The organism is Paenibacillus sp. ATY16 (assembly GCF_003399985.2).
GTDB classification, from domain to species: domain Bacteria; phylum Bacillota; class Bacilli; order Paenibacillales; family Paenibacillaceae; genus Pristimantibacillus; species Pristimantibacillus glycanilyticus.
This window is the reverse complement of the sequence record NZ_NMOK02000004.1, coordinates 494,256-520,757: the sequence shown is the minus strand read 5'-3', so window position 1 is coordinate 520,757 and position 26,502 is coordinate 494,256. Positions and strand designations below refer to the sequence as shown.

Sequence of the window (26,502 nt, the reverse complement as noted above, 5' to 3'; positions counted from 1 at the left end):
CTCTTCTTATATAATATCGGCTTCGCGCAGAGCCGCCGTTATAGATCCTCCCTGCGACCTTGGACTCAATTTATGCCTTGGCACGCCCCCCACAGCGCCCTACCCGCACAAATTAGGCCCGGCTTTTTTTGCCGAGCTTGTCCAAGTTATCCAGAAGAATGCCCGTTCCCTTCACGACGCAATGCATCGGATCCTCCGCAATAAGAACGGGAACCTTAAGCTCGTCCGCAAGCAGAGCATCCAGCCCGTCCAGCAGCGCGCCGCCGCCGGTCAGAATGACGCCACGGTCGATAATATCGGCGGACAATTCGGGTGGTGTGCGCTCCAGCACCATTTTAGCCGCAGCCACAATCGACATCACCGGATCCCACAGGGCTTCTCGCACTTCCGCGGAACGAATTGTAATCGTCAGAGGCAGACCGGATACCATATCGCGTCCGCGAATGTCGATCTCGTCATGCCGTCCATCCTCGTACACCGTACCGATCTTGATCTTGATATCCTCGCTTGTCCGTTCACCGATCAGAAGACGGTACTTATCCTTGATGTACTTCATAATCGCCGCGTCGAACTTGTCCCCCGCGACTTTGATTGAGGATGAGGTCACAACGTCGCCCATCGACAGAACCGCCACGTCGGTCGTTCCCCCGCCGATATCCACGACCATGTTGCCGCTAGGCTGGAATATGTCCATTCCAGCCCCGATAGCGGCAGCCTTTGGCTCTTCCTCCAGAAACACTTCCTTGGCGCCGCTCCGTTCAGCCGCTTCGCGAATCGCTTTCTGCTCTACCGACGTAATATTGGTAGGAGCGCAGATCAGAATGCGCGGACGGCTGAACCATTTGCGGCCTTCAACACGGTCAATAAAAGCCTTAAGCATAATTTCCGTAATTTCGAAATCGGCAATAACGCCGTCGCGAAGCGGACGGATGGCAACGATGTTGCCGGGCGTCCGCCCAACCATGCGGTGCGCTTCTTCGCCAACGGCGAGCACCCGTTTCGAATCGCTTTCAATCGCGACTACCGAAGGCTCGTCGAGAACGACGCCCTTCCCTTTCACATGAATGGATACATTTGCAGTACCCAGATCAATACCGATATCCTTGCTGAGCATAAGGCTATAGTCCTCCAACCAATAATGTAATCATCCCGTCCATAAATAGTTCCCACGACATAGGACATACTGATGTACATTATTCGCCAAAAACCACAAAATTCCTCTTATCTATGCGCACAAAAACTCGAAAAATGTTTAACTTTTGCCAGCTGCGATAACTTCCCGTTTCTTCGTGCTGGTCTTCTTGTATTTAATCTTTGTAGCTTCGCCTCCCCTCAGATGCCGGATCGACTTGTGGTACTCGAGAATGTGCTTCACCTGGTCCGCCAGGTCGGGGTTGATTTCCGGCAAACGCTCGGTCAAATCCTTATGAACCGTACTTTTGGAAACGCCGAACTCTTTAGCGATCGTACGTACCGTATGTTTGGTTTCAACGATGCAGCGACCTATTTTAATGGTTCGTTCTTTGATGTAATCATGCACGTTCCCGCCTCCCTACTCGAGATAGTTTGGTACAGTATATGAGGGGTACGGGTATATATTCTTTATGGTCAAGCCTTAGTGGCGTGTTTGGCCTAAAAATTTCATAAAAAAACGAAACAGGCAGAGGTTTTCACCCCTGCCTGTGAGACTTTCGTCCTATTTTTTCTCTTGAGCGAGCGATTGGCCAACAATGGAAGCCGGGTTAACCGACTTGCCGTTCTCCTGTACGCTGAAGTGAAGGTGAACGCCGAGATCCTTCTCGAGATCGTTGCGGCCCGCTACAGCGATTTTCGTTCCTTGCTTCACATCGTCGCCTACGGCAACTTGGATGTCGCTAAGGCTTTGGTATACCGTTACGAGACCGTCGCCGTGGCTGATCTCTACAACGTTACCGTTTGTCGGATGCTTCTCAACGCGGGTTACTTTACCGGAGAGAGCAGCGAGTACGTCAAACGGTTGATCGCTTGGATCCGCAAAGTCTACGCCGGTGTGAGGAGCAAGCGTGTTATCGCCGATTTGGATAACGGCTTTCGCTTTCTCGTCGCTCGTTGCGTTTACGTCGTAGTAAGGAAGCACTTCATCCAGGTTGTCTTTGTTTGCTACCGGCCATTCCATTTTCTCGCCTTTTCTTTCTGCTTGGAGCGCTTGGTCATCCGGCTTCGCGGCATCGCTGCCTGCAACGGTCTCCGTGTTTTCGGAAGTCGTAGCTGAAGTTTCTTTGGTGGTGTCCGAACCCTGGTAGATCCACATTAAGGCTACGATGATTGCCGCGGCTGCCATAAACGCTGCCGGGGTTACCCATTTCTTCGACAGCAGTTTTTTAAAGCCATTGCTAGACTTAGCGGCAGATACTTCTCCTATTACGTTTTTAGGAGATTCTTGCTTTGTTTTGTTTTGATTTTCATTCATTTGATATCACCTCACTAGCCATTGTTGCCAGAACAACTAGCTTTATACGTGAGGGATTACTATTTTTTGAGAAAAGAAACTTTTAATGAAATTTCGCTGCAAGCTTCGAAGCTTGTTCGACTTTCGTGCCCGTATAATAGTAGGTTACGATTTGCTCGGCGCTTTTCCCTTCTTCCGCCATGCCGTTGGCTCCCCACTGGCTCATGCCCACGCCATGGCCGTAGCCGAAGGTGGTTATCTCAATCTCGTCCCCGTCCAGCTTCCATGTAAACTCAGAGGAAGCCAGTCCAAGCTTCTCCCGGACTTCCCGTCCGGTATACGTCTTGCCGTCTATCCGAATATCGGCGATCCGGTTGCCGGCTGTCTTATCCAATACCCGGATAACCGGCTTCTTCTTGCCGGCGAGCCCTAATCTCGCATAAAAATCAGAGAGTTGCAGCTTCACCGTCTCCTGATAGCGGGGCGAAAGCTGCTTGTCCCAAGGACTCGCTACGCTTCGAAGGTAAGGAAGCTCCTCCTGAAAATATTGCTCCGAGTTCTCCGTATACCCATTGCTTGTGGAGAAAAACACCGCCTGAATCGGCTCGCCTTCATAGGTGATTACTTCCCCGCGAGTTTCGCTTACCGCTTTGTTCAACTTCGCCATCCTGGACTCCTGTTCATCTTGTGACCAAAGCTCCTTTAGCTTATCTAGCGAAATATAGATTTGATGTTCTATCGTATCGGTGACATCCGCACGGGAAGCCGCGCCCGTTGCCGGCATGCCGCTGCGATCATCCAGCTCAAGCCTTCTCACTATATAAGTACGTGCGGCGATGGCCTGGGCCTTTAACGCCTCAAGGCCAAAATCGGCGGGCATTTCCCCCGCAACCACGCCTCTGACGTAAGTCTCCAGCGTAACCCGCTCCGTACGTTGTTCCTTTGTTAAATAGACCGTAATATACGTTTCCTTGCTGCCTGCTGCCTTTGCCGGCTTTTCGGATGGAGACGGCAAAGGCGCCTGCCCGAACCCGTCGGCAGACGCCTTATTGCTAGACGTTACGCCGCTCTTCTCCCCCTGGAACCGATCAAGTCCGGTACTGCTTGATTCCGCGTTCCGGTATGCGGAAGTCGCAAGCAGCACAGACATACTCATCGCAATTCCAATTCCGAAGGCCGTCCAGCATACAGCGGCCAGCCATCTGCTGCCGGGACGCCTGATCGCCCGTTTCGGTCTGCCTATTACGTATCTCATAGATCTCCTCTCCGCCTATAAGCCGCTTTAAGAGAGTGGACTCTCTTAAAGCCGCCTTGATGGATTTATTCTATGAGCCTGATTAATAGGATAGAACCCGGGGTTCCCGTTCAAGCACGACGTATATTCTATTTGTTTTTAGTCATGGCGTAGCGCATCTACGGGACGTAGACTTGCTGCCTTGTTGGCTGGCAAATATCCAAATACGACACCTACGAAGGCCGAGAAGCCAAACGACAGAAGCATCGTATTCATCGGCACTTCGGTTGGCGTTTTCATAACCTGGCCTATGATATAAGAGGCTATATTGCCGATAAGGATACCTAGTAGTCCTCCGAGACCGCTTATCACGACGGCTTCTACGAGAAACTGGAATAAGATGTCCCTCTTCTTCGCCCCTAGCGATTTCCGTATGCCAATCTCTCGGGTACGCTCCGTTACGGAGACAAGCATAATATTCATAATCCCGATTCCGCCAACAACAAGGGAGATGGCCGCCACGTAGATCAGCTGCCGGTTCATCGTTTCGTTAACGGAATTGAGCGTCTTCATCGCTTCTTCCTGATTAAGAACCCGGTAAGCATTCTCGTTGCCTCGGAACTTCTCGTACAAGTTAGCTTCTACCTCGCTCACAACCGAAGACATCTGCTTGGTGTCCGTGACCTTCATATTAATCGTGGTTACGCCATTAACCTGAAAGATCTTCTGGGCCGTCGAAATCGGAATGAGAATCTTCTCGTCATTGGAGCCCGTCAACGAGTCGCCCTTGGATTCGAGCAAGCCTACGATCGTGAAGATATAACCGTTTATCGTAATCTTGCGTCCGACCGCGTCCTCCGGATCCACTCTTTCATCCTCGAACAAGTCTTGAGCGGTCTGCGTTCCGATAAGCGCTACCTTTGTCTTGTTATTGATATCGGGAGCAGCAATGTACCGGCCGTCCTGCACGCTGAAGTCTTTGACTTCCTCATATTCCGGCGTAATGCCTTCTACGCTTACGGACACTTGAGTCCGGCCGTATTTGGCATAACCGGTTGTGCTTGTAATGGGAGCAACTCCGCTAACGTTATTCAAGTCGCCTAGCTTTAGCGCCTCATCGACGGACAAAGAGGTTACCGTACCGCGTCCCGTAATCGTAACGGAGAGCGAATCCGGGCTGCCAAGCGTCGAGACCTGGCTTGCCACTTCATTGGATGATGCCTTGCCCATTGCCACAAGCGCAATAACCGTCGCAACCCCGATCAGAATGCCGAGCATCGAAAGGATGGTTCTAAGCTTGTTCGATAAGACGCTTTTGACCGCCATTATGAGGCCCTGCGAAATCTTCATGGCTGTCCCTCCTTTTCTGCTCCGTCAGCACCCCATCCCGGATGATTACCGTACGGCTCGCACGCTGAGCGACCTCCATGTCATGCGTAATCAATACAATGGTCTGCCCGGCACGATTAAGCTCCTCCATCATGCCGAGCACTTCCATGCCTGTCTTGGAATCAAGCGCGCCTGTCGGCTCATCCGCCAGCAGGAGCGGCGGATTGGTGGCTAGTGCCCGGGCAATCGCTACGCGCTGCTGCTGACCGCCGGACAGCTCATTCTGGCGGTGACCCATTCTCTCGCCAAGTCCAACGCGCTCCAGCGCTTCCATCGCCCGGCTGCGTCTTTCCTTCGCAGACAGCCCCCGGTAGATAAGCGGAAGCTCGCAATTCTCAAGCGCCGTCAGCCTGGGCAGCAGATGATACCCTTGAAAAATAAATCCGATCTTCTTATTGCGCATCACCGTGAGCTTGTTGTCGCTTTGTCCGCGCACCTCCATGCCGTCAAGCTTGTAGCTGCCTTCATTCGGTACGTCCAGACAGCCGATGATATTCATCAGCGTGGATTTGCCCGAGCCGGACGGGCCAACGATGGCCAGAAAATCGCCATGGTTGACCGTCAGCGAGATATTATGCAAGACCGTCATTTTTTCTCCGGCCATTTTGTAATATTTGACGATATCATTCATTTCAATGAGTGCGGCTTGCCCGGTCATCGCGCACCACCGCCGAAGCCAGTTGCTGCCCGTGTCGAGGTTCTTACGTTTCCGCCTCCGCCTCCGAAGTTGCCTCCGCCGCCAAAGCCGCCTGCCGGGAAGCTGCCGCCAAAGCCGCCGCCTCCGAAGCCGCCGAACTGCTGTTGCTGTTGAGTCGAGGACGAGCCCATTCCTTGCGCGCCCGTTGCTACCGGAATCAATACGGTATCGCCTTCCGCAAGACCGGATTTGATCTCCACGTAAGTCTCGTTGCTAATCCCCACCGTTACTTCCTTCAGCTGCCCGCCAAGCGTAATGCTCTCTCTCATCTGATTAGCCATGCCGTTTCTTCCGCCTTGGCTGCCGGCAGCGCCGTTGCCTCCAGGGAAATTACCGCCCGATGCATTGCCTTGGCCATTTCCTCGCGGGGTCGTACCGCTGCCGTTTGGCGCGGTACCTTGCGCTGCTCCTCCCGGCTTTGTTCCCGTTCCGCTCTGATTGCCGCCGTCCGCAGCCGCAATATTGCGTCCCGTGCTTTTTCCTCCGTCTGCCGTCGTTGTCCCTCCGCTGGCACCGCCTTGGAAGCGACCGCCCCCACCTTGACCAGCCTCGCCGGTACGGCCTTGGAAACGTCCGCCTCCGCCTTGCCAGCCGCCGGCGGCAGCCGCTTCGTTACCCGCAGCCCCTTGCGTTCCTTGGCCTTGACCTTGACCGCGTTGGCCTTGGCCGGTTGGCGCGGCCCCCGTTCCCGTACCCGTTCCGCTTCCGGCACCAGGCACGCGGACATAGGATTTTCCGCCGAATTCAACAACCGCGTTAACCGGCACAAGCACGGCATCCGTGCTTTGTTCCGTTACGATATCCGCCTGGCCGGACATGCCCACCATAACGCCGTCAATATCATTGAGCAGCAAGCTTACGCTGTAGGATGCGGAGCCGTTGGAAGATGTACCTTCCTTCGCAATTTCGGATACCGTTGCTTCAATGGTATGGTCCGTAATTGCGCTAAGCGTGATCTGAGCGGTTTGCTTCAGCTTGACCTGTGCAATATCCAGCTCGTCAATGCTTGTAACGAACTCGAGATGCGTGTAATCTACGATCTCCGCAATGGTCGTGTTTGCCTGAACCTCATCCCCAACGCTTATATCGCTGGTTGTAACCTCGCCGTCAATCGGAGCGATAACCTGCTTTACTTCTTTCGCTTGATCCTCATAGATCTTTTGCAGCTGATCGTTGTAATCGTCGATGGTGGACTGAAGATCGTCAATCTCATCCTTGATCGATTTCGTCGATTGCTCTTCATTCTCCGTGCCGATCGCCTGTTTATATTCCTCTTGCTTGTCCGCGATCTGATCTTTCGTTTTGGTGATATTTTTGTTGATCGTCTCGATCTGATCATCATAATTATCGTTGTCCTCGAAAGTAGCAAGCACCTGCCCTTTCTTCACCTTGTCCCCTTCCTTGAAGGAGAGCGTTGCAATCGTGCCGCTCTTGCCTGCGGTTACCGTCTCTCTCGAATTGGCCTCTACCGAGCCCGTACCGCTTATCGAGGTCTTAATATCGCCTTTGATCGCTCGAGCCTGAACGGCAAGAGGCGTCTCGGTTGTTGCCTTGTCGTCGCGCATGTAATAGTAGTAATACGCGCCCCCGCCGGCGGCAGCAAGAATAATGATGATACCAAGCCATAATGTCCACTTCTTCATTGACTGTACTCCACCCTCCATCGGTCATATCTACCGACGAATATATCACGGGAAAATGAACAGAGCATGAACAAGCCTATGAGCATAGGACTATGGGCTTCAGATGCTTGTGACGTGAAACACGCATTAGCTCTTGGAATTGCGCACAAAAAAAGCTGCTTCCTTGTCAGGAACCAGCTTTTTGACTTTTATATCCGTTACGCCCAAGTAGGCTGCACTTTCAAGACTGCGGCTTCGCGCTTGTAGGCGCTGACCGGCTCAAGCTCGACAGCTGGCGCTGCGGCTACCGCGGCAACCGGAGCTTCCGATTCAACCCGTCTGATATCCGCACCTAGTGCGGCAAGCTTGCCTGTAATATCGACATAACCGCGGTCTACGTGGTAAATGCCTGATACTTCCGTCTCCCCGTCTGCACGGAGTCCCGCACAGATCAGCGCGGCGCCTGCGCGTAAATCGGTTGCGCACACTTTGGCACCAACGAGCGGTACATTCCCGGTTACGAACGCCGAGCGGCCTTCGACCTTAATCTGCGCGCTCATCTTCTTGAACTCCTCCACATGCATGAAGCGGTTCTCGAATACCGTCTCCGTTACGACCGATGTGCCTTCCGATACAAGCAAGAGCGCCATCATCTGGGACTGCATGTCAGTCGGGAAGCCCGGATGCGGCAAAGTTTTCACATCCACCGATCTGAGCGCTTTTGGAGCACGGACACGAATGCCGTTATCCGATTCCGTGACTTCCACGCCCATCTCCTGAAGCTTCGAGATGACCGGCGTCAAATGGTCGCCAATCGCATTTTCCACAAATACGTCTCCGCCCGTGATTGCCGCAGCAATCATATACGTGCCTGCTTCCACACGGTCGGGAATCACGTTATGCGTTACGCCATGCATACGGTCAACGCCTTCGATCCGGATCTCGCCCGTACCGGCACCGCGAACCTTAGCACCCATGGCATTTAAGTAGTTAGCAAGATCAACGATCTCCGGCTCTTTCGCCGCGTTCTCGATCGTTGTTGTGCCTTCCGCCAAAGCGGCGGCCATCATAATATTTTCCGTTGCCCCGACGCTGGCTACATCCAGATAGATCTTCGCACCTTTAAGACGCGCCTTCGTACTTGCTTCAATGAAGCCGTGTCCAAGCGTAATCTCCGCTCCCATTGCCTCGAAGCCCTTCAGGTGCTGGTCAATTGGTCTTGTACCAATCGCGCAGCCGCCCGGAAGCGAAATACGGACCTTGCCGATTCTGGCGAGCAGCGGGCCCATAACGAGGAAGGATGCACGCATCTTGCGAACAAACTCGTATGGAGCCTCAAAGGTGGAAATCGTACCCGCAGAAATCCGCATCGTCTCATTGTTGTAAGTAATTTTTGCGCCTAACGAAGCTAATACTTTCTGAATGGTCATTACATCGTCGAGGAGGGGAACGTCACAGATGACGCTGTCTCCTTCCGCCGCTAATAACGAGGCCGCCAAAATGGGAAGTACTGCATTTTTTGCACCGCTGACACGGACCGTTCCCGATAGACGCTGGCCTCCGCGGACGATAATTTTGGTCATCTTATAGTTCCCTCCGCGAACTGAATTTCTCCAAACATTAGTTCCATTTTTAGTATAAGAAAATGACAATTCCATGCTTTATCCAACCTTCATCTTATCATTCATTTACACAAATCGACAAGCGGTAAATTATTACCAGAAAGGTCGTCAAAAAGCACTAAAAAAACCGCTTATGCCGAGTCGAAAGCACTACCCTCCGTTGCCGTTCGGGCAGCATTTTCAATTCGAATCCGGGGCTTTATATACAGTTGTTCGTAGTCTCGTGTCATTTTCATACCGTCCTGTAGTATCCATTGTTGTCTTTTTTGAACGTTGTTATTCGACAAAATACCGCAGGAGCTTCGTCCAGTTCCAATAATCGAGTATGAAACCGGCGAAGCCGTGACCGATAACGACCGCCATGACAACCTGAAACATCCTTGCCTTAGGACTGCGCGGGAATTTAAAAAATACATCCAGCTTGATCTCCTGCAGGATATACCAGACGAATACAATACTGAATAAATTAACGACGATTGAAAATAACGCGATGGTCCCGGTTGCATTTTGCGCATCGTTCACCATTTGATCGATACCCATCTGGTTTAAATTTCCCTTCTACACAATATGTCTGATTCATGGTTATTGTCTATATACCCGGTATAAAATCGTTGTAAACTCCGCCCGGCTCGCTTTTTTGCCCGGCTCGTATGCATTGTCCTCCGTTCCGCTGATAACCCCCTTCAGCTTCAGTGCGTTCAGCATCGGAGCGGCCCAATGATTGCGCCCTACATCCCTGAACGGATTGCCAAGCGGCGCTACGGGCCTCACCTGATCCGCATAACCGATAATCATCGCCATCTCGGCTCTCGTTACCGGCTGATCCGGGCGGAAGGTCCCATCCGGGAATCCTTTGATCCATCCCTTCTGAACCGCTTTGGCAATCGCCCCGTAAGCCCAATGATCGTAATCCAGATCCTTGAACCGGACATCGGCAGGCATGCCGTACACAACCGGCTTATACGCTTTGATCGCCATCGCTACCGCTTCCGCGCGGGTAATCGGACGGTTCGGTTCAAAGGTGTAAGGACCGGTGCCGCTCACGATGCCAAGCCGGCTCATCTCCACGACGGCATCCCTCGACCAGTGGCTCGCGATATCCCGGAAGCCTGCCACGAGCGGATCGAACTTCACTTTAAAACGGTAATACTGCTTGTCGAAAGCGCCGTTAGCCGTAAGCTTTATGTAGTACACGCCGGGCTGCAGAACCTTATTTGCGGCTTGAAGCGATCCGCTCCGTCCGGTCAGCTGAGTGAAGACCAGCTTCTGCTTCTTATCGTATGCTTCCAGCTTCATCATTTTGCCTGCCGGAACGTTAAACAAATTCAGGTCTACGACGCTTGTGGACGCAAGTCGGATTTGGAACCAGTCAACATCGCTTGCGCTGCCGATTACCCCGACGTATTCCGTGCCGGAGGTTGTCATGAGCGCTTCGTAATATTTGTCGTTGGGCTCATTGGGATCCGCGTATTTCGGAACGTAGTCCATCTTCAGCGTGTAGGTTCCGACGGTGGGACTTGCTTCGGAAGATATCGCATTGTGTACCCGGATATAGTACTTGCCCGGAGAAACGGTCAGGACCGGAGACTGCTCGGCTTCGCCTTCCCGCTCCTCATCGTAAGACATAAGCGCCTGGCCGGCCTGCTGAACCGCAAGCTCGGGATCAATTCGCACCGTATTGGTCGTTACCCGGAGACTTAGCGTACCGCCCTGTGTAAAAGTCACCGCATACCAGTCCCTGTCGGCTAGCTGATGGAACGAACCGGTGATGCTCTGACTGCGCGGCTGAAGCGTAAACGCCTCATACGGTTTGTCATTAGGCTCGTAGCTGTCCGGAGCCATGCTGAAGGTTGCCGTCAACAGATATGGCAGCTTCAAATCCATGTCCTTGTTCATATATTGAATCAGAAAAGCTTGCTTGCCTTTTTTTACTGCAAAATCAATTACGCGGCTCCCCAGCTTGGTCTCTGCCGAAGCTTTCAGCGTATCGCCGGCATAATACGATAAACGGACAGCCGGCGTTGCGCTGCCCTCCGGGGTCAGCTCCTCGAAATTCAGCGTGACGATGCCGTCGTAAGGAGCATCTAACGTATACCAGTCCAGATCGCTGCCGCCGGATAGCAGCGCCGTAACCTGTTTGCCTGCCGGCAGCGGCTTGGCGCTAGCACGGGTGCCGTTTGGTTCAAAGCGGTCGGACTTCGCCGTCATCGTAACGGCTTTATCCACCTGCAGCAGACCGTATCCGGATTTGTCATCCAGGCCGGGGGCACCGATATCCTTGGCGGACTGGCGGAGAAGCTCCCTCACCTGGTAAGGCTCAAGCGAAGGATAACGGGCCCAGACCAGCGCTGCCGCAGCCGCAACCTGCGGGGCCGCCATGGACGTCCCTTCTTCTTTCTTATAGCGTCCACCTATTGCGGTTGTATATACATTCCAGGATGCCGCAAGATCGATTTCCGGTCCGGGGTTCGAACGGGGATCCGGCGTATTGTCCGGCTTCGCTCCGCTGACGCCTAGCACAGTCGGGTAAGCAGCGGGGTACTTGACCTCCGCTTTATCCCCATGGGTCAACCCGTCGTTGCCTGCGGCCGCCACAAGGAGCACGCCTTTGCTTTCGGCGTAATTGACGATGTCCAGCATATAAGGCGAGTAACGGTTAAGACCAACCGACATAACCACAATCCGGGCTCCGTTACGGACCGCGTACAGGATGGCTTCCCCTAAATCGCGTTCCGTACCGTCTCCTTGCGAGTCAAGCGCTTTAATTGGCATCAGCTTGGCTTCCCAGAGGATGCCGCTTACCCCTACGCCGTTATCGCCTTCAGCCGCAATAACGCCGGCCACCGCGGTTCCGTGGCCGTTATCGTCATCCGGCGGTTTGTTCGGCTGCACGAAGTTGGTGCCGGGAACCAGATTCCGCTTCAAATCCGGGTGATCCAGATCAATCCCCGTATCCACGATCGCAATGGTCAGATCGGTCTGCGTCCGCACGGTTTTCCAGGCTTCCGGCGCGCCGATCTGCTTCAGGTAGGTCTGCTTGCCGATTTCAGGATCATCCGCCGCGATTTGCTCCGCGGCGAGGATGTGCACCCGCTCATTCGGGTGCACGTATTCCACGCCCGGCTCGCGTTGCAGCCGGGCGGCCCAGGCGCTGGCGTCCGCCCCGCCGTCCGCGGGCTGGACGAGCCAGACCTCCGCCGCCTCGCTGCTCTGGCGGCGGAGCACTCGCGTCCCGCGCAGCTCATGCGCCTGCGCGGGTTCGCGCCATTTGAGGAGCCAGCCTTGCGGCTCCTCTTTTGCCCCGGCGGGGGCGCCGGCGGCGGCTTTGCTCGCCGCAGCGGCCCCAGCCGGGGCTAAGCCTGCAGGGGCGGCGGGCATAGCCGCCCCGCAGGCGAGAATCCCCGCGAGGAGAAGCGCGGGGAGGGATCTTTTCAATACGCTGCCGAGAGCATCTCTTCTCATCAGTTTCTGCCTTTATCGGTATATTTGTCTCCGTCTCAAATTATACGTATGCTCTTGCCACACGTTTCTCTATGACCGTTTAATAGTCTCTATTTATCTCCTATTACCATTCGATTTCCGGCCCCCGATCTCCTGTCTCTAGCAAAAGATAATTACCTGTAAAGAGGATGATACAACCATGATATGGCTAAGTTCGCCTATCCTCCTACTCTTCCTTCACTCTCTAATCACTTTGGAACCTTAACCTCCACCTACCCCGGCATTTCCGCCGCATTCCCACCTTATTAATTAGGCTCCGCGCTTACTCCCCATTTTATATAAGACCCTGTCAGGGACTTATTCAATCCAACCTGGCAGCCCGCTAACCTGATAGAGGACCCGCAGGGTCTTATTCTATGCGAGCAAGCTGCCTACGGAGCTAGATTACTCCACTTTCAAAGCGATAAGACCCTGTCGGGGTCTTATCCTCCCTATTCCAACCCCCAACCAACTGGATAAGACCCTGACAAGGTCTTATCCTTCCACTCCCCGCTTTCCCACACCCCGCAAAAGAATCCCTAGCCGCCATACGCTTTTTCATCTCCATCCGATTCCCACCCCGCCTCGCCCCACGAAAAAAAAGCCCAGCGGCTCCAGCCGCTGGACTCCAACGAAATCTACCTCACGAACAAATCCGCCTGAATCGTAAACACCGCATCGATCCATTTCATCAGCGGACCCGGCAATACGCCAAGGGCAACCGTTGCGGCGGCGCAGATCCAGATGACGACTCCCGTTACAGCCGGCACATGGATGCGATCCTCTTCCTCGCCGTTCGACCGCATAAACATCTGCCGGATTATACCGAAGTAGAAGTAGTAGGAAATGACGGTGCTAACCACCATAATGGCTACCAGCCAGTAAGCTTTTACGCTGGCCGCGCCGAACAGGATGAATAGCTTGCCGAAAAATCCGGCCGTAACCGGCAATCCCGAGAGCGACAAAATAAAGATCAGCATAGCCGCCGCTGTCCACGGGGCCCGGTAATAGAGACCGGAGAAGCCTTTCAGATCTTCATGTCCCGCCGCGCTCGCAACTACCGTTACGACGGCGAATGCGCCTACGTTCATGAGCAGGTACGCAACCAGGTAAAACACAAACTCCGCGAAATTGTTGCTGTGTATGATCGTCACCGAGATTGCAATCGGAACAAGCAAATACCCGGCATTCGCTACGCCGGATAAGGCGAGCAGCCGTTTTACCTGCTTTTGCCGCAATGCAGAGACCGTACCGGCTATCATTGCGGCAGCGGCGATGACCAAGAGAGCGAAGAAGACATCGTCACCCGCTTGCTTTTCCGGACCGCCGGTGAGGAAGAACGCGCTGCTGTACAGGAAACGGAATACCGCTGCAAGAGCAGCCCCCTTCGCAATAACCGCAAGGAAAGCGGAAACCGGCGTTGGCGCTCCTTGATACACATCCGCTGCCCATACGTGGAACGGAGCAGCCGCGATTTTGATTCCGAAGCCCGCGATCAGGAAGAAGAATCCTACATAAACCAAAGCCTTATAGTCCGCAAACGCCTGCGGCAGCGCCGTCGGGAAATCCGCCAGACTTACCGAGCCGGTCACGCCGTACAGATAAGACATCCCGAACAACACAAAGGCTGACGCGATACCGCCCGTAACCACATACTTGAAAGCTGCCTCGGCCGACAGCGACGAGCGCTTCCTCAAGCCAACCAGCACGTAAGTCGTGATGCTGAGCAGCTCAAGCCCGATATACAAGGTAACGAGGTTTCCGGAGGAGGCCATCATCATAGCTCCGGCCGCTGCCGGAAGCAGCAAGTAATAGAATTCGGCTTTGTCCGTCACCGCGTCATCCTTTTGCGTGGAGCCAAGCCCCAGCAATACGACTAATGACGTACCGACCAGGAAGATTATTTTCAACAGATTGCCGTAATCATCCACCCGGTAGCTGGCGCCAAGGAGCGAGATGGCTTTACCGGCTTCAGCCGCCTCCGCCGCCGATACGCCGGAAGGATTCATATCCATCATCCGCCAGATGACTGCCGCAAGCGACAGCAGCAAGCCTGCTAAAGACAACCAGCCGATAACCGCGCGGTTCGTCCTCCACGGAAGAAGCAAGTCCGTTACGATAAGGATAAGGAACATGGCGGCAAGGATAAGCTCCGGGGCGAGATACAACGTATCCTGCCATGTCAGCGGTACGAATTCGGTCATCGCTTATCCCCCCATCCTTAACGAAAATAACGGCTTGAACAGGCCGTCGACGCTGTACTGGAACGTATCCGTCAGCACGGACGGGTAACAGCCCAGCAGCAGGATAAAAGCCAGCAGCACGATCATCGGCAGAGCTTCAACCAGCCTAGCGTCTTTTACCGCGAGATACCGTTCTTCAATAGGGCCAAAGGTTGTTTTCAGCACAGCCCTTAGGACATATACGGCGGTCAGAATGACGCCGATGACCGAGAAGCCGGCAATCCACGGCTGGCTGTCGAACAAGCCGAGCAGCGACAGGAATTCGCCCACAAAGCCCGATAGACCCGGCAGACCCAAGGATGCAAGACCTCCGGCAAGCAGAATGCCCGAGATAAACGGCATCGATCGCGCCAGCCCGCCAAGCTCGGATAAGGTTGTCGTCTTCGTTCTCTCGTACAGGCTTCCGACAATCAGGAAGAGAAGCGCCGAGATCAGGCCATGCGAGACAAGCTGGAACACGGCCCCCTGCAAGCCTATCTGGTTAAAGGCCGCAAGCCCCAGCAGAACGATCCCCATATGGCTGATCGAGGAATACGCGAGCACCAGCTTGAGGTCCGTCTGCCGGAAAGCAATAAGAGCCCCGTACAAGAGATTCGCGAGACCAAGAGAAGCCAGTACAATCGCCCAATCCTTCGCCTGCTCGGGGAATAACACAATACCGAACCGGATCAGGCCGTATGCCCCCATCTTGAGCAGCACGCCGGAGTGAATCATAACGATTGCCGGATGCGCCTCATTGTGTACCCTCAGCATCCAGGTATGGAACGGCAGAACCGGAAGCTTGATCCCAAACGCCACTACCAGCAGGAGAAAAATAACCGTATGCATCGCAGCCGACATATGGAACGGGTTTAGTCCGCCCGTCTGATCCGGAGCAAGGTTCACCCAAGCCGAAGGATCGGATAAATTGCGGACAATATCCGCATAACTGCCGCTGTAAATAAACGATGACGTCTCCTGATCGATATGGAAGCCGGCCGTATTCACGAGAAGGATAAAGGCAATCAGCATGATAGCCGACCCGAGGCCGTTATAGATAACGAAGTGATTAGCGGCCCGCTCCCGGTTGAAGTAACCCCAGATCCCGATCAGGAAGTACATCGCAATAAGCGTAATTTCGAAGAAAATAAAGAACAGGAATAAATCCCGCGCCATAAACACGCCAAGCACGCCCGTCTCCAGGAGCAGGAACCAAGCGTAAAACGCCTTCCATCGCTTTTTCACGTGAACGGAAGCAAAAGCCGCCATCGCCGTAATCAGCGTCGTCAGAATGACAAGCGGCAAGGACAACCCGTCGATGCCCACGTCATACTGGAACGACAGCGTATAGCTCGTTACCCCATTCGAGGCTTGCGTCTCTTTGTTTAACGGAACTTCTACCCAGGCAGCCGTCTCCTCAAAGGAGTTGCCGCCCTGATGCTTGTCGTAATCGGCATACAGCCATAGGGACAAGAGAAGCGGAATCAACGTAAACACAATAGCCGCAGTCTGCAGCCACCGGTTACGGTGCTTCGGCAGCAGAAGAATAACCAGAAGCCCGATAAGCGGAGTTACGAGAATAATCGATAGAATCGGAAGATCGGTCAGGTCCGTCATTTACCAAAACCTCCTTCCAACGATTGCCGCGATAATAACGATAAGACCTATAATTGCGGTCAAGCCGTACGTTTGCGTCTGTCCGTTATTCAGTCTGGTCAGCACCCGGCCGCCCGCTCCAGCCGTAACACCCACCAGCCGGACTGCGCCGCCAATCACGTATTCGTCGAAAGCATTCAGACTCTTGCCCACGGCGCGAACCGTTTTGACAATAACGGCGTCATAAAATTCGTTTACGTAATATTGCCGCTCCAGCAGATGAACAAGCCACGGCATCTTGGCTCCCGCAGCGCCGCGATCGATGCTGCCTTTGCCGTACATAAGCCATCCTACATAGATGCCAAGCACGCCAACGGCTATGGAAGCGACAATCGCGGCGCCGCTTGCATGAACGTCCTCCGCGCCATCCGTCAGCCAGCCGCCCAGCCAACCGTTCCAAGGCGTTTCGATAAAACCCGCTCCAACCGATATAACGGCAAGCACAAGCAGCGGAATGGTCATCACCTTCGAAGATTCCTTCACCTCGGCCGACTGCTGTAGACGGGATTTGCCCGTGAAGACGATAAAAAACAACCGCGACATGTACAGCGCCGTACAGAAGGCCGCCGCCAGTCCAACGGCAAACAGGAACGGATTCTCGTTAAGCGCGGAAGCAAGAATCGCATCCTTGGACCAGAAGCCCGAGAACGGCGGGATGCCGGATAGGGATAACGCTCCGATCGCAAAGGTCCATGCCGTGATTCGCATTTTGGAGCCAAGGCCGCCCATTTCGTGAATGTTCTGGGTATGTACCGCATGAATCACGCTGCCGGCCGCCAGGAATAATAGCGCTTTGAAGAAAGCATGCGTGAACAGATGGAAAATACCGCCCGTCATCGAGCCAAGTCCCATCGCCATCACCATGTAGCCAAGCTGGCTGATGGTTGAGTAGGCCAGAATCCGTTTAATGTCGTTTTGCGCGAGCGCTACGGTTGCGGCGAAAATCGCCGTAAACCCGCCGAAGTAAGCGACCGTATGCATCGCGGCAGCGGAGGCCTCGAAGATATCAAACGTTCTCGCCAGGAGAAATACGCCGGCCGCTACCATCGTCGCGGCATGGATCAAGGCACTGATCGGCGTGGGACCTTCCATCGCATCCGGAAGCCATACATGCAGCGGGAATTGACCGGACTTGCCGATAACCCCCATGAACAGAAGCAGAGCAATCGAGGTTGTAATGGTCGTCGTAATCGTACCGGACTGCCCTTCGGTAAACACATTATGTATACTGCTGAAATCAAGCGCATGGCCGGGCATATACCAGAACAATACGATAATGCCAAGCAGCAGCCCCGCGTCGCCGATTCTGGTCACGATAAACGCTTTTTTCGCCGCAGCGCGGGCCGCAGGTTTCGCATACCAGAAGCCAACAAGCAAGAAGGAGCAGACGCCAACCAGCTCCCAAAAAATATAGAAGACCAGCATATTATCGGACAGCACCAGCCCCAGCATCGCAAAGGTAAAGAGCGCGACATAGCCGTAAAAGACAGTAATCCGCTCATCCTTTTTCATATAGCCGGCCGAATACACGTTTACGAGAAAGCTGACCACCGTCACGATAACAAGCATAAGGGCATTCAGATTCGTAATTTCAAAACCGATTTTAAGCGTATATTCGCCAAGACCAATCCATTTGTAGCTGTCGCCGCTGTAATCTACCGCATTTGGTCCCAATCTCTCGATAAAAACGAGCAGGGACATGACCAACGACGCAAGCGAGCCGATCGAACCGATCAGCACGCCCGCCAGCCGGTAGCTTCTGCCCAGGGCCGTCAGCAGAAGGAAGGCAGCAAACGGGAAGAGCGGAATGAGCCACGCTGCTTTCGTTAATTGATCCACGGGTCACATCACCTCTTCATCTCGTCGAATTCATCTACGTTAACGGTACCTCGCGCGCGGAACAAGGCGATCAGCACCGCTACCCCAACGGCAGCCTCCGCCGCCGCCACCGTAATGGCGAACAAAGCGAATACCTGGCCGGTCAGGGACGGTACAACCCCGTATTTGGAGAACGCAACTAAATTCAAATTGACCGCGTTCAGCATAAGCTCAATCGATAACAGGACGATCACGGCATTCCGTTTCACCAAGGCTCCATACAGCCCGATGCAAAACAGGATCGCCGCCATCGTCAGATAGGATGGAAGCATGTTAATCCGCCCCCTTTTTCGCAATGGCAATCGCGCCGATAAAGGCAACCGTCAGCAGCACCGACAACAGCTCGAACGGCACGACGTATCCCGTATACAGCAGCTGGCCAATGCTCGACGTATTATCCTCCACCGCTTGCAGCGGCTGGGCATCGGGAAAATCCGTCGTCCGGATGGCATAGAACAGAATCCCGAACAGGCATAACGCTCCTACAGCGGCCAGCGTCTCGTGAAGAGGCTTAACCGGATCAGCCTGTTTATTCTGATGATTGGTCATCATAATGCCGAATATCATCAGAATGGACACGGCTCCCGCATAGATCAGCACCTGGACGAAAGCGACAAACTCCGCATCCAGCAGCACGAACATCCCGGCCAGGCCGAGGAACACCGCAGCCATGGAGATGACCATATGCACGACCTTTTGAAGGCTAACCATAAGGACAGCCCCGATGATCATAATCGCCGAGAAGATAAAAAAGGTGGCGAACTCGCCATTAAAATCAATATTGAACAACTTATTTGGCGCCTCCTTTCGCAGGAGCACCGATGTTATTGTTATCTTGACGGACCAGCGTATCGTTGTCGGTCAGCCACTGCACATCCTTGAACAGATCATCCCGGCTGTACGCGGACAGCTCGAAATGATTGGTCATCACAATCGCTTCCGTCGGGCAAACCTCGGTGCATAAATCGCATAAGATGCAAATTTCGAAATTGATATCAAACGTGTCGATGACCTTGCCTTTTTTGGCCGGATCGGGGTTTGGCTTGCCGGTCAGCGTAATGCAGTCGGTTGGACAGATTCTTGCGCACTGGTTGCAGACGATGCAGAGGTCCGGAATAAAATGCTGAATACCGCGGAACCGGTCCGGCATAACAATCGGCTCGTCGGGATAAGAAGTCGTCACTTTTTTCGATACCATTGATTTGAGCGTCACGCCAAGCCCTTGCACAAGTCCATTCATGGCTAGATCCTCCTAAAAAGAATTGCTTCGCAAGCATGAGCTTAAGAATTTCGAAGCAGCCTTTATTTTACGAACAGCTCCAGGTAACCTGCCGTCAGAAATACGTTCAGCAGCGATACCGGCAGCAGCACCTTCCAGCCCAGACCCATCAGCTGATCAACCCGGATACGAGGGAAGCTCGCCCGGATCCAGAATAAAAAGAACACGATAAACGCGAATTTGAGCAGGAACCAGATGATTCCCGGCACAAAATCAAGAAACGGCGCCGGCGCGTGCCAACCGCCGAGGAACAGCACGGTCGTCAAAGCCGCGATCGCGTAGACGTAGACATACTCCGACAGCATAAAGAATGCAAAACGGAAGCCGCTGTACTCCACGTGATAGCCGGCAACCAGCTCCGATTCAGCCTCGGGCAGGTCAAACGGCGTACGGTTCAGCTCGGATACCGCCGCAATCATAAACACAACAAAGCCGATAATTTGCGGAATGAAGTTCCAGTCCCAGAACCATCCGCCGGACTGCGCCGCCACGATATCCCTCAGATTAAGGCTGCCGCTAAGCAGGATGACGCCTACAACGGAGATAACGAGCGGAACCTCGTAGCTGATCATTTGCGCAGCCGAGCGCATGCCGCCAAGAAGCGCGTATTTATTGTTCGAAGCCCAGCCCCCAAGCACAATGGCCAAGGTGGAGATGCCCGATAAGGCGGCGTAATAGAGCAAACCTACGTTCAGATCGGCGAAATAAAGCTTTTCCGTATAAGGAATAACCGCGAGCACCGTAAAAGCGGGTACATAACAAAGTATAGGGGCAAGAACGAACAGGAGGCGGTCGGCTTTGCGCGGAATCGTGTCTTCCTTAATGAGAAGCTTGAATATGTCGGCCACCGTCTGGAGAAGGCCCAGAGGACCAACCCGGTTTGGGCCGATCCGAAGCTGCATCCAGCCGATAACCTTCCGTTCGAAATAAATGGCGTAGGTGACAAAGCCAAGCACAACGAACAGGAACACCGCGCCCCATAGAAAAATAATAACCGCATTGCCCCAAGTCATCGAGTCATGCAGCCATGCTCCCATCAGCAATCAACCTCCCCGACTACAATGTCGACGCCGCCGAGGATCGTAATCAGGTTGGTCATCGTCTCTCCAACAAGCAGCTTAGGCAAAATCTGCAGGTTTACAAAGGACGGCCGCCGGAACTTCAGGCGGTAAGGCTCTGCTTTTCCTTTCGAGACGATATGACAGCCGATCTCCCCGCGGGGCGATTCAATACGGACATACACTTCTCCCGCCGGAGGACGGATAACGCGGGGCACCTTGCCCATCGTCTCGCCGCCGGACGGCATTTGCTCAAGCGCCTGCTCGAGAATACGAAGGCTCTGCTTAATCTCCTCCAGCCGGATGACGTAACGGTCGTAGCAATCTCCGTTTTTGCCCAGCGGTACATCAAATTCGAAGCGGTTATACAAACTGTACGGTTCCACCTTGCGCAAATCCCAGTCCACGCCGGTACAGCGCAGGTTGGCGCCGGACAGACCATAGTCAATCGCCGTTGCCGCATCGTATCGGCCGATGCCTTTGATCCGGGCGAGGAAAATCTCGTTGCCGCTCACCAGCTTGTCGTATTCCTGCAGCTTGCCGTACATGTACGGAATGAAATCCCGCACTTTATCCAGCCACCCAGGCGGCGCATCCCATTTCACTCCGCCAACCCTCATATAATTGTAAGTCAAACGAGCCCCGCACAGTTCATTAAATAAATTAATAATGATCTCCCTATCGCGAAAGGCATAAAGGAACGGGCTCATCGCCCCGATATCCAGCAGGTAAGTACCCCACCAGACGAGGTGACTGGCAACCCGCTGCAATTCCATGACGATAAGGCGCATAAACTCCGCCCGCTCGGGAACTTCAAGCCCCATCATGGTCTCGACGGCATGAACCAACACGTAGTTATTGGTCATGGCCGCCACATAATCCATCCGGTCGGTATATGGGATAATCTGCGTATAATTCAGTTGCTCGGCAAGCTTCTCGGTACCGCGGTGCAAATACCCCATAACCGGGGTTGCTTCCGTGATGACTTCTCCATCGAGTTTGACAACGATACGGAATACGCCATGCGTGCTGGGATGCTGGGGACCCACATTTAGTAGAAGTTCTTCGGTACGAATCACGCTGCAGCTACACCTCCGAATCGAGCGGCTCATAATCTTTGCGCAGCGGATGCCCGACCCAATCGTCGGACATCATAATGCGGCGCAGATCGGGATGGCCCGGGAATGTTACTCCTAACAGATCATAGATTTCGCGTTCGTTCCAATTCGCGGTTGCCCAGACGGGCGTCGCCGAAGCGATAACAGGATCACTTCGGTCTGCCTTCACCTTCACCGCCAGCTCCCGCCGGCTTTCGAGATGAACCAGGTGATAGACAACCTCCAGATGCGTCTCGTAGTCCACGCCGGATACATTCCGCAAATAAGTAAAATGGAGCTCTTCATGCCGCTTCAGCAGTTCGGCAGTTGCGGCCCAATGCTCGTTCTTCACGATAATCGTCGGCATATGCCGGCTCATCTCGTTAATATAAGCATCCTCCAGCGCCTCTTCGTGAACGAGGCTGCGAATCAGCTTTGCTGCCGCATCAAGCTCCGGCTGCTTGGGCGACGGCTCCGGCGGTGGCGGCGGCTCCGCGCCCTCCGGCGCTGCTCCGCCCGCGTTCGCGGCTTCCTTCGCCGCCGCTCTCGCGGCGCGCGCTTCCGCCGCCGCCTTCAGCTTCGCCTCCCGCTCCGCATCCACCGCGCCCTCCGGCGCTGCTCCGCCCGCGTTCGCGGCTTCCTTCGCCGCCGCTCTCGCCGCGCGGGCTTCCGCCGCCGCCTTCAGCTTCGCTTCCCGCTCCGCATCCACCGCGCCCTCCGGCGCTGCTCCGCCCGCGTTCGCGGCTTCCTTCGCCGCCGCTCTCGCCGCGCGGGCTTCCGCCGCCGCCTTCAGCTTCGCTTCCCGCTCCGCATCCACCGCGGTCGCTGGGGCCTCTGCCGGAGATTGCGGTAATTCCGCGGCAGCCTTCGTTTCCTCTTCAGCTTTTATCTCTTCCGTCTTTATCTCTTCAGCCTTTATCTCTTCCGGCTTTTGCCCTTCGTCCTTCTCCTCGCTCATCGGTCCGTCACCCGCTTCCCGGTCTTCGCTTCGTAACGGATTTTCTCTTGCAGCTTGTTAATGCCGTAGATCAGCGCCGCCGGATTAGGCGGACAGCCCGGTATGTAAACATCGACGGGGACGATCTGGTCTACGCCTTTCATCACCGCATACGACTTGATATACGGTCCGCCGGCCGTCGCGCAGGAGCCCATTGCAATCACCCATTTGGGCTCGGGCATCTGGTCATACAGGCGGCGCAGCAGCGGTCCCATTTTCTTCGTCACGGTACCGGCGACAATCATCACGTCCGACTGGCGCGGCGAGGTACGGAACATCACCCCGAACCGGTCAAGATCGTAATGGGAAGCACCGGTTCCCATCATTTCAATCGCGCAGCAGGCCAGACCAAAGGTCAGCGGCCAGAGCGAGTTGCTCCGCGCCCAGGCTTTAAGCTGCTCCAGCGTTCCCATAAATACGTTGCGTTCCAGCTCCTTGCGTTCCTCCAGCGATATCGACTCTAAACTGAATTCCATTTCAGCACCTTCTTTTTCCAGGCATATAGAAGTCCGATAAATAGCATTGCCGCAAAAATGAACATCTCAACCAGCACAAAAAGGCCGAGCTTATTATATGCGACGGCCCAAGGGTATAAGAAAACGGTTTCCACATCAAAGATGACAAACATTAACGCAAAGATGTAATACCGGATGTTGAAGCGCACTTGCCCTTCGCCGACCGGCTCATTGCCGCTCTCGTAGGTTGCTTGCTTCGGATCATTCGGCTTATGCGGTCTGAGCAGTCTACCGACGGTCAGCGCCGCTGCCGGGAGCAAGATCCCGAGAAAAATAAAAATAGCCACGACGACATACTGGTTGACGTAATTGTCCACACCATCGCCTCCGTCAAAGCGGACCAGCCGCTTGGTCATTTTTCCTCACAATTATAACAAAAGCTTCCACAGCCGTCTATGAGAGAGTTGTTCGATTCCGCTTCCCCGAAGAGCCGGACAAGCCCATAACGGCGCGGCTTCCCGGGAACCGCGTGTCACCCGCCGGACGCCCGGTCAGCACGATACCCGCCTGTCACACTATTAGCCTATGCTCGCCACCCCTTGCGATATCCCAAAGTTAAACAAATCCACTCGCTCATCCTAGAACGGCTATTGGCATAGCGACTCTCTTAACGATATCCCGTATCGTTAAGACTTCCACTAGCACCCGTTCTGCCAATCTTAACGATGTCCCGCATCGTTAAGCAGCCCAGAATTCGCACGCCATTGCCACTTTTACCGCTTCACGCTTCTCTTAACGATGTCCCGTATCGTTAAGACTCCCACCAGCACCCGTTCTGCCCATCTTAATGATGTCCCACATCGTTAAGCAGCCCAACTCGCGCTGCTTGGCGGAATCACTCCCCCTCAACGCAATAAAAAAGGCAGGAAGGACGCCATCCACCAGGCGTCCTTCCTGCTCCTACACTTATCTAGACCGCGACTCCGTCAGCTTGAACTGGCCCACCAGCTGCTGCAGGAACTTCGTAATCGACTCTACGCTCTCCGAGGTTTGGCGTACGCTGTCCATCTCTCCGATCAGCTCCTGGACTTTGCCCTCCACGTCGGAGGAGACCTTGCGGTTCTCCATGCTGACGAGGGCAATCCGTTCCATCAGGTTCACTACCTCGTCTACGACCTGCGATTTCCGGCTGTCCTCGCTTTGCGCCGTCTGCAGCGTGCTCGCCGCGGCCGCAACGAGCTGCGTGCCTTCCTCGACGACCTTTGTCCCTTCGTCCATCGACGCGTAAGCCTGCTTCGCTTCATCATAGATTTGATGCGTAATCTGATGCACTTCCTCCGTGGAACGGCGGGTCATATCGGCCAGTTTGCGGATTTCCGATGCCACAACGGCAAAGCCGCGCCCCTGCTCGCCTACGCGTGCCGCCTCGATGGAGGCGTTTAATGCAAGCAAATTCGTTTGCGCCGAAATCTCCTCGATAACCTGCAGAACGCCGCGAATCTCTTCAACCGTATGCATAAACCGGCGGATCGTATCATTCGTATCGCCGACCTTCGAGGAGATATGCTGCATTTTATCCCCGATCCGGTCCACTTCCGATTGCGCCACGGCAATCTGCTCGGCAGCCTGCAGCTCCAAGAGTCGCAGCGTATCCCTCATCTCGTCGGCGGAATGCTTCGCCATATCGATATCCTTCAGCTGATTGCGGATGCTGCCGATCATATCGCCAACCTTGCGACTGACCCGCTCCGTCGACTTCGCGGTAACGGCCGCCGATTCATTCATGACATTTTGGCTGGATAATACGTCCGATGCGGCCAGCTTCACCTTCAGCATGATCCCCTCAAGGGAGTCGATCATGTTGTTAATCCATTTGGCAAGCTCTCTCGTCTCATCGTTGTCGAACTTGGCAGGCTCAAGACGCTGCGTCAAATCCCCTTTACCCTCCGCGTTAATACGAATGAACCGGTTGATTCGCCGCAAATTACGGACAACCCGGCGGGATTCCTTCCGCTGCACAGCACCGGCGATAAATTGTCCGAATACCAAAGTCCAGACGCCTGCAGCTGCCGCAGTTACCCATACCGGAGCTGCCGAGGCAAGAACCGCTACCAGCACGGCTACCAGCACGGCCTGAATGAGCGTCTGCAACAGCTGAAGCTTGCTGAAGCGCCAGCGGATACTGCGAATCCGATACACCTCTTCCAGGTCGCCTTCGCACATCATCCCCCATACATCCGGGCAATGCGGCATCTGCAGCGTTACGCCCTTCCCGATAACCGGGATATGGCGGTAATCCGAATAACCGGGGAATTCCACAAACAGGTTGCTGCCGTTATCAATCGTGTTGCGGACGCCGGGATGAAGCTGGCCCGTAGCCGGATCGGTGAAAATAATCTCCAGCTCCGTATGCTCCTTGATCGAGACCATTCCCCAGTCCGTCGTAACTCCATCCTTCAAATTCTCGCCAAACGTAAACGTCCGGTCCTCGAAGCGGCTTCGCGACAATGCGGTTCCAAGCGCGATATGCTGATTCAGGTGCGGTTTTGCCATAAAAATATAGTTGTCGCCCGAGTCCGGATAGACGTGGCCGGATTCCCTCTGGATCAGATCCCCCAGCACATCGTTCGGAACCCGTCCGCATAACGTCCCTGCATATTCTCCATTCACAGTAAGGGGAAAGATGAAGAGCAGGGTCATTTTATCGTGAAAAGAGGAGGATCTTGCTCCAAGGCTTAACGTAACCGGATCGCCGTAAGGTCCATACAAGCACGGCCGCGGCTTGCCGCCGGCTCTTGCGTAGTTAAGACCCGGTTCAATCACGCTCCCGCTGCCGTAAACCGTCCCTCCATGTTTCTCGTAGGTGGAGATGAGAACCTGTCCTTCCCGGTCAAGCAGGAACAGCTCCGTCCAGTCATTCCCTCTGGCATATGTACGTTCGAGCAGACGGGAAACGGCCAGCTTTTGTTCTTCCTGATGCAACGATTTGCCATCTATGGATACAGCCGCTACCTGCTCCGCCAGCCGCTCGATGTACCCCCAATATTCATGCGCCCAAGAAGTAAGCAGCTCTTTGCGCGTTTCCGCGATGCCTTCAAAGATCTGTTCAACGTCTTTCTTCATCCCATGATTCAAACGCCATGAGACCCAAAGCGGCAGTCCTTTTTTTGTACCCAGCCAGTCGAACATGTGCATCCCCCATATCCTGGTCATCTAGTATTTATGTCATATATACTAACATATGAGTTGATAAATTTTGATAGATATGTAAGGTATTTTTCGCCATTTTGTATAATTTTTTAAACTTTTTTGTTACATAAGCACTAAATGCGTCGAAAAAGACCGCCCTTAGACTCATATGGCGAGCCTTAGGACAGCCTTTCTTCCA

22 protein-coding genes are annotated in these 26,502 nt (G+C 54.2%); all 22 read right to left on the bottom strand.

Features of this window, described 5'->3' with window-relative positions:
* Positions 1-112 precede the first annotated feature (112 nt).
* The 22 genes from mreB to CFI03_RS05315 all read right to left on the bottom strand — a co-directional run bounded on the left by mreB (position 113) and on the right by CFI03_RS05315 (position 26,303).
* Positions 113-1,114, bottom strand: a complete 1,002-nt coding sequence (gene mreB, locus CFI03_RS05420) for a rod shape-determining protein MreB (protein ID WP_248756727.1) — start codon at positions 1,112-1,114, stop codon at positions 113-115.
* 138 nt (positions 1,115-1,252) lie between these two features.
* Positions 1,253-1,540, bottom strand: coding sequence for a sporulation transcriptional regulator SpoIIID (gene spoIIID, locus CFI03_RS05415; RefSeq protein WP_015847336.1), 288 nt, complete (start codon positions 1,538-1,540; stop codon positions 1,253-1,255).
* Positions 1,541-1,696: 156 nt separating this feature from the next.
* On the bottom strand, positions 1,697-2,449 hold the full coding sequence (locus CFI03_RS05410) for a M23 family metallopeptidase (protein WP_248756726.1): 753 nt from the start codon (positions 2,447-2,449) through the stop codon (positions 1,697-1,699).
* A gap of 82 nt (positions 2,450-2,531) precedes the next feature.
* Positions 2,532-3,683: a stage II sporulation protein D gene (gene spoIID, locus CFI03_RS05405; protein WP_248756725.1), complete on the bottom strand. Its 1,152-nt coding sequence runs from the start codon at positions 3,681-3,683 to the stop codon at positions 2,532-2,534.
* 138 nt (positions 3,684-3,821) lie between these two features.
* The gene (locus CFI03_RS05400) at positions 3,822-5,012 is read right to left on the bottom strand and encodes an ABC transporter permease (RefSeq protein WP_248756724.1); all 1,191 of its coding nucleotides are present in this window, start codon (positions 5,010-5,012) and stop codon (positions 3,822-3,824) included.
* Positions 4,954-5,709: an ABC transporter ATP-binding protein gene (locus tag CFI03_RS05395; RefSeq protein WP_127499046.1), complete on the bottom strand. Its 756-nt coding sequence runs from the start codon at positions 5,707-5,709 to the stop codon at positions 4,954-4,956. Before CFI03_RS05395 ends, CFI03_RS05400 begins: the two co-directional genes overlap by 59 nt.
* Entirely contained in the window at positions 5,706-7,391 is a 1,686-nt protein-coding gene (locus tag CFI03_RS05390) for an efflux RND transporter periplasmic adaptor subunit (RefSeq protein WP_248756723.1), read from the bottom strand. Before CFI03_RS05390 ends, CFI03_RS05395 begins: the two co-directional genes overlap by 4 nt.
* A gap of 197 nt (positions 7,392-7,588) precedes the next feature.
* Positions 7,589-8,953, bottom strand: a complete 1,365-nt coding sequence (gene murA, locus CFI03_RS05385; RefSeq protein ID WP_248756722.1) for a UDP-N-acetylglucosamine 1-carboxyvinyltransferase — start codon at positions 8,951-8,953, stop codon at positions 7,589-7,591.
* A 315-nt stretch (positions 8,954-9,268) separates the two neighbouring features.
* Complete coding sequence (locus CFI03_RS05380) at positions 9,269-9,532, bottom strand: DUF1146 domain-containing protein (protein ID WP_015847343.1); 264 nt, start codon at positions 9,530-9,532, stop codon at positions 9,269-9,271.
* Positions 9,533-9,574: 42 nt separating this feature from the next.
* A complete protein-coding gene (locus CFI03_RS05375; protein ID WP_248756721.1) occupies positions 9,575-12,454 on the bottom strand; it encodes a S8 family serine peptidase in 2,880 nt (959 codons plus the stop codon).
* A 656-nt stretch (positions 12,455-13,110) separates the two neighbouring features.
* Positions 13,111-14,676: an NADH-quinone oxidoreductase subunit N gene (locus CFI03_RS05370; RefSeq protein ID WP_248756720.1), complete on the bottom strand. Its 1,566-nt coding sequence runs from the start codon at positions 14,674-14,676 to the stop codon at positions 13,111-13,113.
* Positions 14,677-14,679: 3 nt separating this feature from the next.
* On the bottom strand, positions 14,680-16,311 hold the full coding sequence (locus CFI03_RS05365) for a complex I subunit 4 family protein (RefSeq protein WP_248756719.1): 1,632 nt from the start codon (positions 16,309-16,311) through the stop codon (positions 14,680-14,682).
* On the bottom strand, positions 16,312-18,189 hold the full coding sequence (nuoL, locus tag CFI03_RS05360) for an NADH-quinone oxidoreductase subunit L (protein ID WP_248756718.1): 1,878 nt from the start codon (positions 18,187-18,189) through the stop codon (positions 16,312-16,314).
* A gap of 8 nt (positions 18,190-18,197) precedes the next feature.
* Positions 18,198-18,500, bottom strand: a complete 303-nt coding sequence (nuoK, locus tag CFI03_RS05355; protein WP_015847348.1) for an NADH-quinone oxidoreductase subunit NuoK — start codon at positions 18,498-18,500, stop codon at positions 18,198-18,200.
* Between the two features lies 1 nt (position 18,501).
* Positions 18,502-19,017 carry an NADH-quinone oxidoreductase subunit J gene (locus CFI03_RS05350; RefSeq protein ID WP_015847349.1) on the bottom strand — a complete coding sequence of 172 codons (516 nt, stop codon included), beginning with the start codon at positions 19,015-19,017 and terminating at the stop codon, positions 18,502-18,504.
* A gap of 1 nt (position 19,018) precedes the next feature.
* The gene (gene nuoI / locus CFI03_RS05345; RefSeq protein ID WP_201002443.1) at positions 19,019-19,468 is read right to left on the bottom strand and encodes an NADH-quinone oxidoreductase subunit NuoI; all 450 of its coding nucleotides are present in this window, start codon (positions 19,466-19,468) and stop codon (positions 19,019-19,021) included.
* Between the two features lie 62 nt (positions 19,469-19,530).
* Positions 19,531-20,544: an NADH-quinone oxidoreductase subunit NuoH gene (gene nuoH, locus CFI03_RS05340; RefSeq protein WP_127499457.1), complete on the bottom strand. Its 1,014-nt coding sequence runs from the start codon at positions 20,542-20,544 to the stop codon at positions 19,531-19,533.
* Positions 20,544-21,644 (bottom strand): NADH-quinone oxidoreductase subunit D, encoded by a 1,101-nt coding sequence (locus CFI03_RS05335; RefSeq protein WP_248756717.1) that lies wholly within the window; start codon positions 21,642-21,644, stop codon positions 20,544-20,546. Before CFI03_RS05335 ends, nuoH begins: the two co-directional genes overlap by 1 nt.
* 7 nt (positions 21,645-21,651) lie before the next feature.
* Positions 21,652-22,620 (bottom strand): NADH-quinone oxidoreductase subunit C, encoded by a 969-nt coding sequence (locus CFI03_RS05330; protein ID WP_248756716.1) that lies wholly within the window; start codon positions 22,618-22,620, stop codon positions 21,652-21,654.
* Positions 22,617-23,135 (bottom strand): NuoB/complex I 20 kDa subunit family protein, encoded by a 519-nt coding sequence (locus tag CFI03_RS05325; protein ID WP_127497877.1) that lies wholly within the window; start codon positions 23,133-23,135, stop codon positions 22,617-22,619. The genes CFI03_RS05330 and CFI03_RS05325 overlap by 4 nt, the downstream gene beginning before the upstream one ends.
* Positions 23,120-23,530: an NADH-quinone oxidoreductase subunit A gene (locus CFI03_RS05320; RefSeq protein ID WP_127497879.1), complete on the bottom strand. Its 411-nt coding sequence runs from the start codon at positions 23,528-23,530 to the stop codon at positions 23,120-23,122. Before CFI03_RS05320 ends, CFI03_RS05325 begins: the two co-directional genes overlap by 16 nt.
* A gap of 550 nt (positions 23,531-24,080) precedes the next feature.
* A complete protein-coding gene (locus tag CFI03_RS05315) occupies positions 24,081-26,303 on the bottom strand; it encodes a methyl-accepting chemotaxis protein (protein ID WP_248756715.1) in 2,223 nt (740 codons plus the stop codon).
* Positions 26,304-26,502 lie beyond the last annotated feature (199 nt).

Excerpts from the sequence above, each read along its gene's own strand:
- mreB (WP_248756727.1), bottom strand. The coding sequence starts at position 1,114 with ATGCTCAGCAAGGATATCGGTATTGATCTGGGTACTGCAAATGTATCC.
- CFI03_RS05410 (WP_248756726.1), bottom strand. The coding sequence starts at position 2,449 with ATGAATGAAAATCAAAACAAAACAAAGCAAGAATCTCCTAAAAACGTA.
- spoIID (WP_248756725.1), bottom strand. The coding sequence starts at position 3,683 with ATGAGATACGTAATAGGCAGACCGAAACGGGCGATCAGGCGTCCCGGC.
- CFI03_RS05400 (WP_248756724.1), bottom strand. The coding sequence starts at position 5,012 with ATGAAGATTTCGCAGGGCCTCATAATGGCGGTCAAAAGCGTCTTATCG.
- CFI03_RS05395 (WP_127499046.1), bottom strand. The coding sequence starts at position 5,709 with ATGACCGGGCAAGCCGCACTCATTGAAATGAATGATATCGTCAAATAT.
- CFI03_RS05390 (WP_248756723.1), bottom strand. The coding sequence starts at position 7,391 with ATGAAGAAGTGGACATTATGGCTTGGTATCATCATTATTCTTGCTGCC.
- murA (WP_248756722.1), bottom strand. The coding sequence starts at position 8,953 with ATGACCAAAATTATCGTCCGCGGAGGCCAGCGTCTATCGGGAACGGTC.
- CFI03_RS05380 (WP_015847343.1), bottom strand. The coding sequence starts at position 9,532 with ATGGGTATCGATCAAATGGTGAACGATGCGCAAAATGCAACCGGGACC.
- CFI03_RS05375 (WP_248756721.1), bottom strand. The coding sequence starts at position 12,454 with ATGAGAAGAGATGCTCTCGGCAGCGTATTGAAAAGATCCCTCCCCGCG.
- CFI03_RS05370 (WP_248756720.1), bottom strand. The coding sequence starts at position 14,676 with ATGACCGAATTCGTACCGCTGACATGGCAGGATACGTTGTATCTCGCC.
- CFI03_RS05365 (WP_248756719.1), bottom strand. The coding sequence starts at position 16,311 with ATGACGGACCTGACCGATCTTCCGATTCTATCGATTATTCTCGTAACT.
- nuoK (WP_015847348.1), bottom strand. The coding sequence starts at position 18,500 with ATGCTTCCATCCTATCTGACGATGGCGGCGATCCTGTTTTGCATCGGG.
- nuoI (WP_201002443.1), bottom strand. The coding sequence starts at position 19,468 with ATGAATGGACTTGTGCAAGGGCTTGGCGTGACGCTCAAATCAATGGTA.
- nuoH (WP_127499457.1), bottom strand. The coding sequence starts at position 20,544 with ATGGGAGCATGGCTGCATGACTCGATGACTTGGGGCAATGCGGTTATT.
- CFI03_RS05330 (WP_248756716.1), bottom strand. The coding sequence starts at position 22,620 with ATGAGCGAGGAGAAGGACGAAGGGCAAAAGCCGGAAGAGATAAAGGCT.
- CFI03_RS05325 (WP_127497877.1), bottom strand. The coding sequence starts at position 23,135 with ATGGAATTCAGTTTAGAGTCGATATCGCTGGAGGAACGCAAGGAGCTG.
- CFI03_RS05320 (WP_127497879.1), bottom strand. The coding sequence starts at position 23,530 with ATGACCAAGCGGCTGGTCCGCTTTGACGGAGGCGATGGTGTGGACAAT.
- CFI03_RS05315 (WP_248756715.1), bottom strand. The coding sequence starts at position 26,303 with ATGTTCGACTGGCTGGGTACAAAAAAAGGACTGCCGCTTTGGGTCTCA.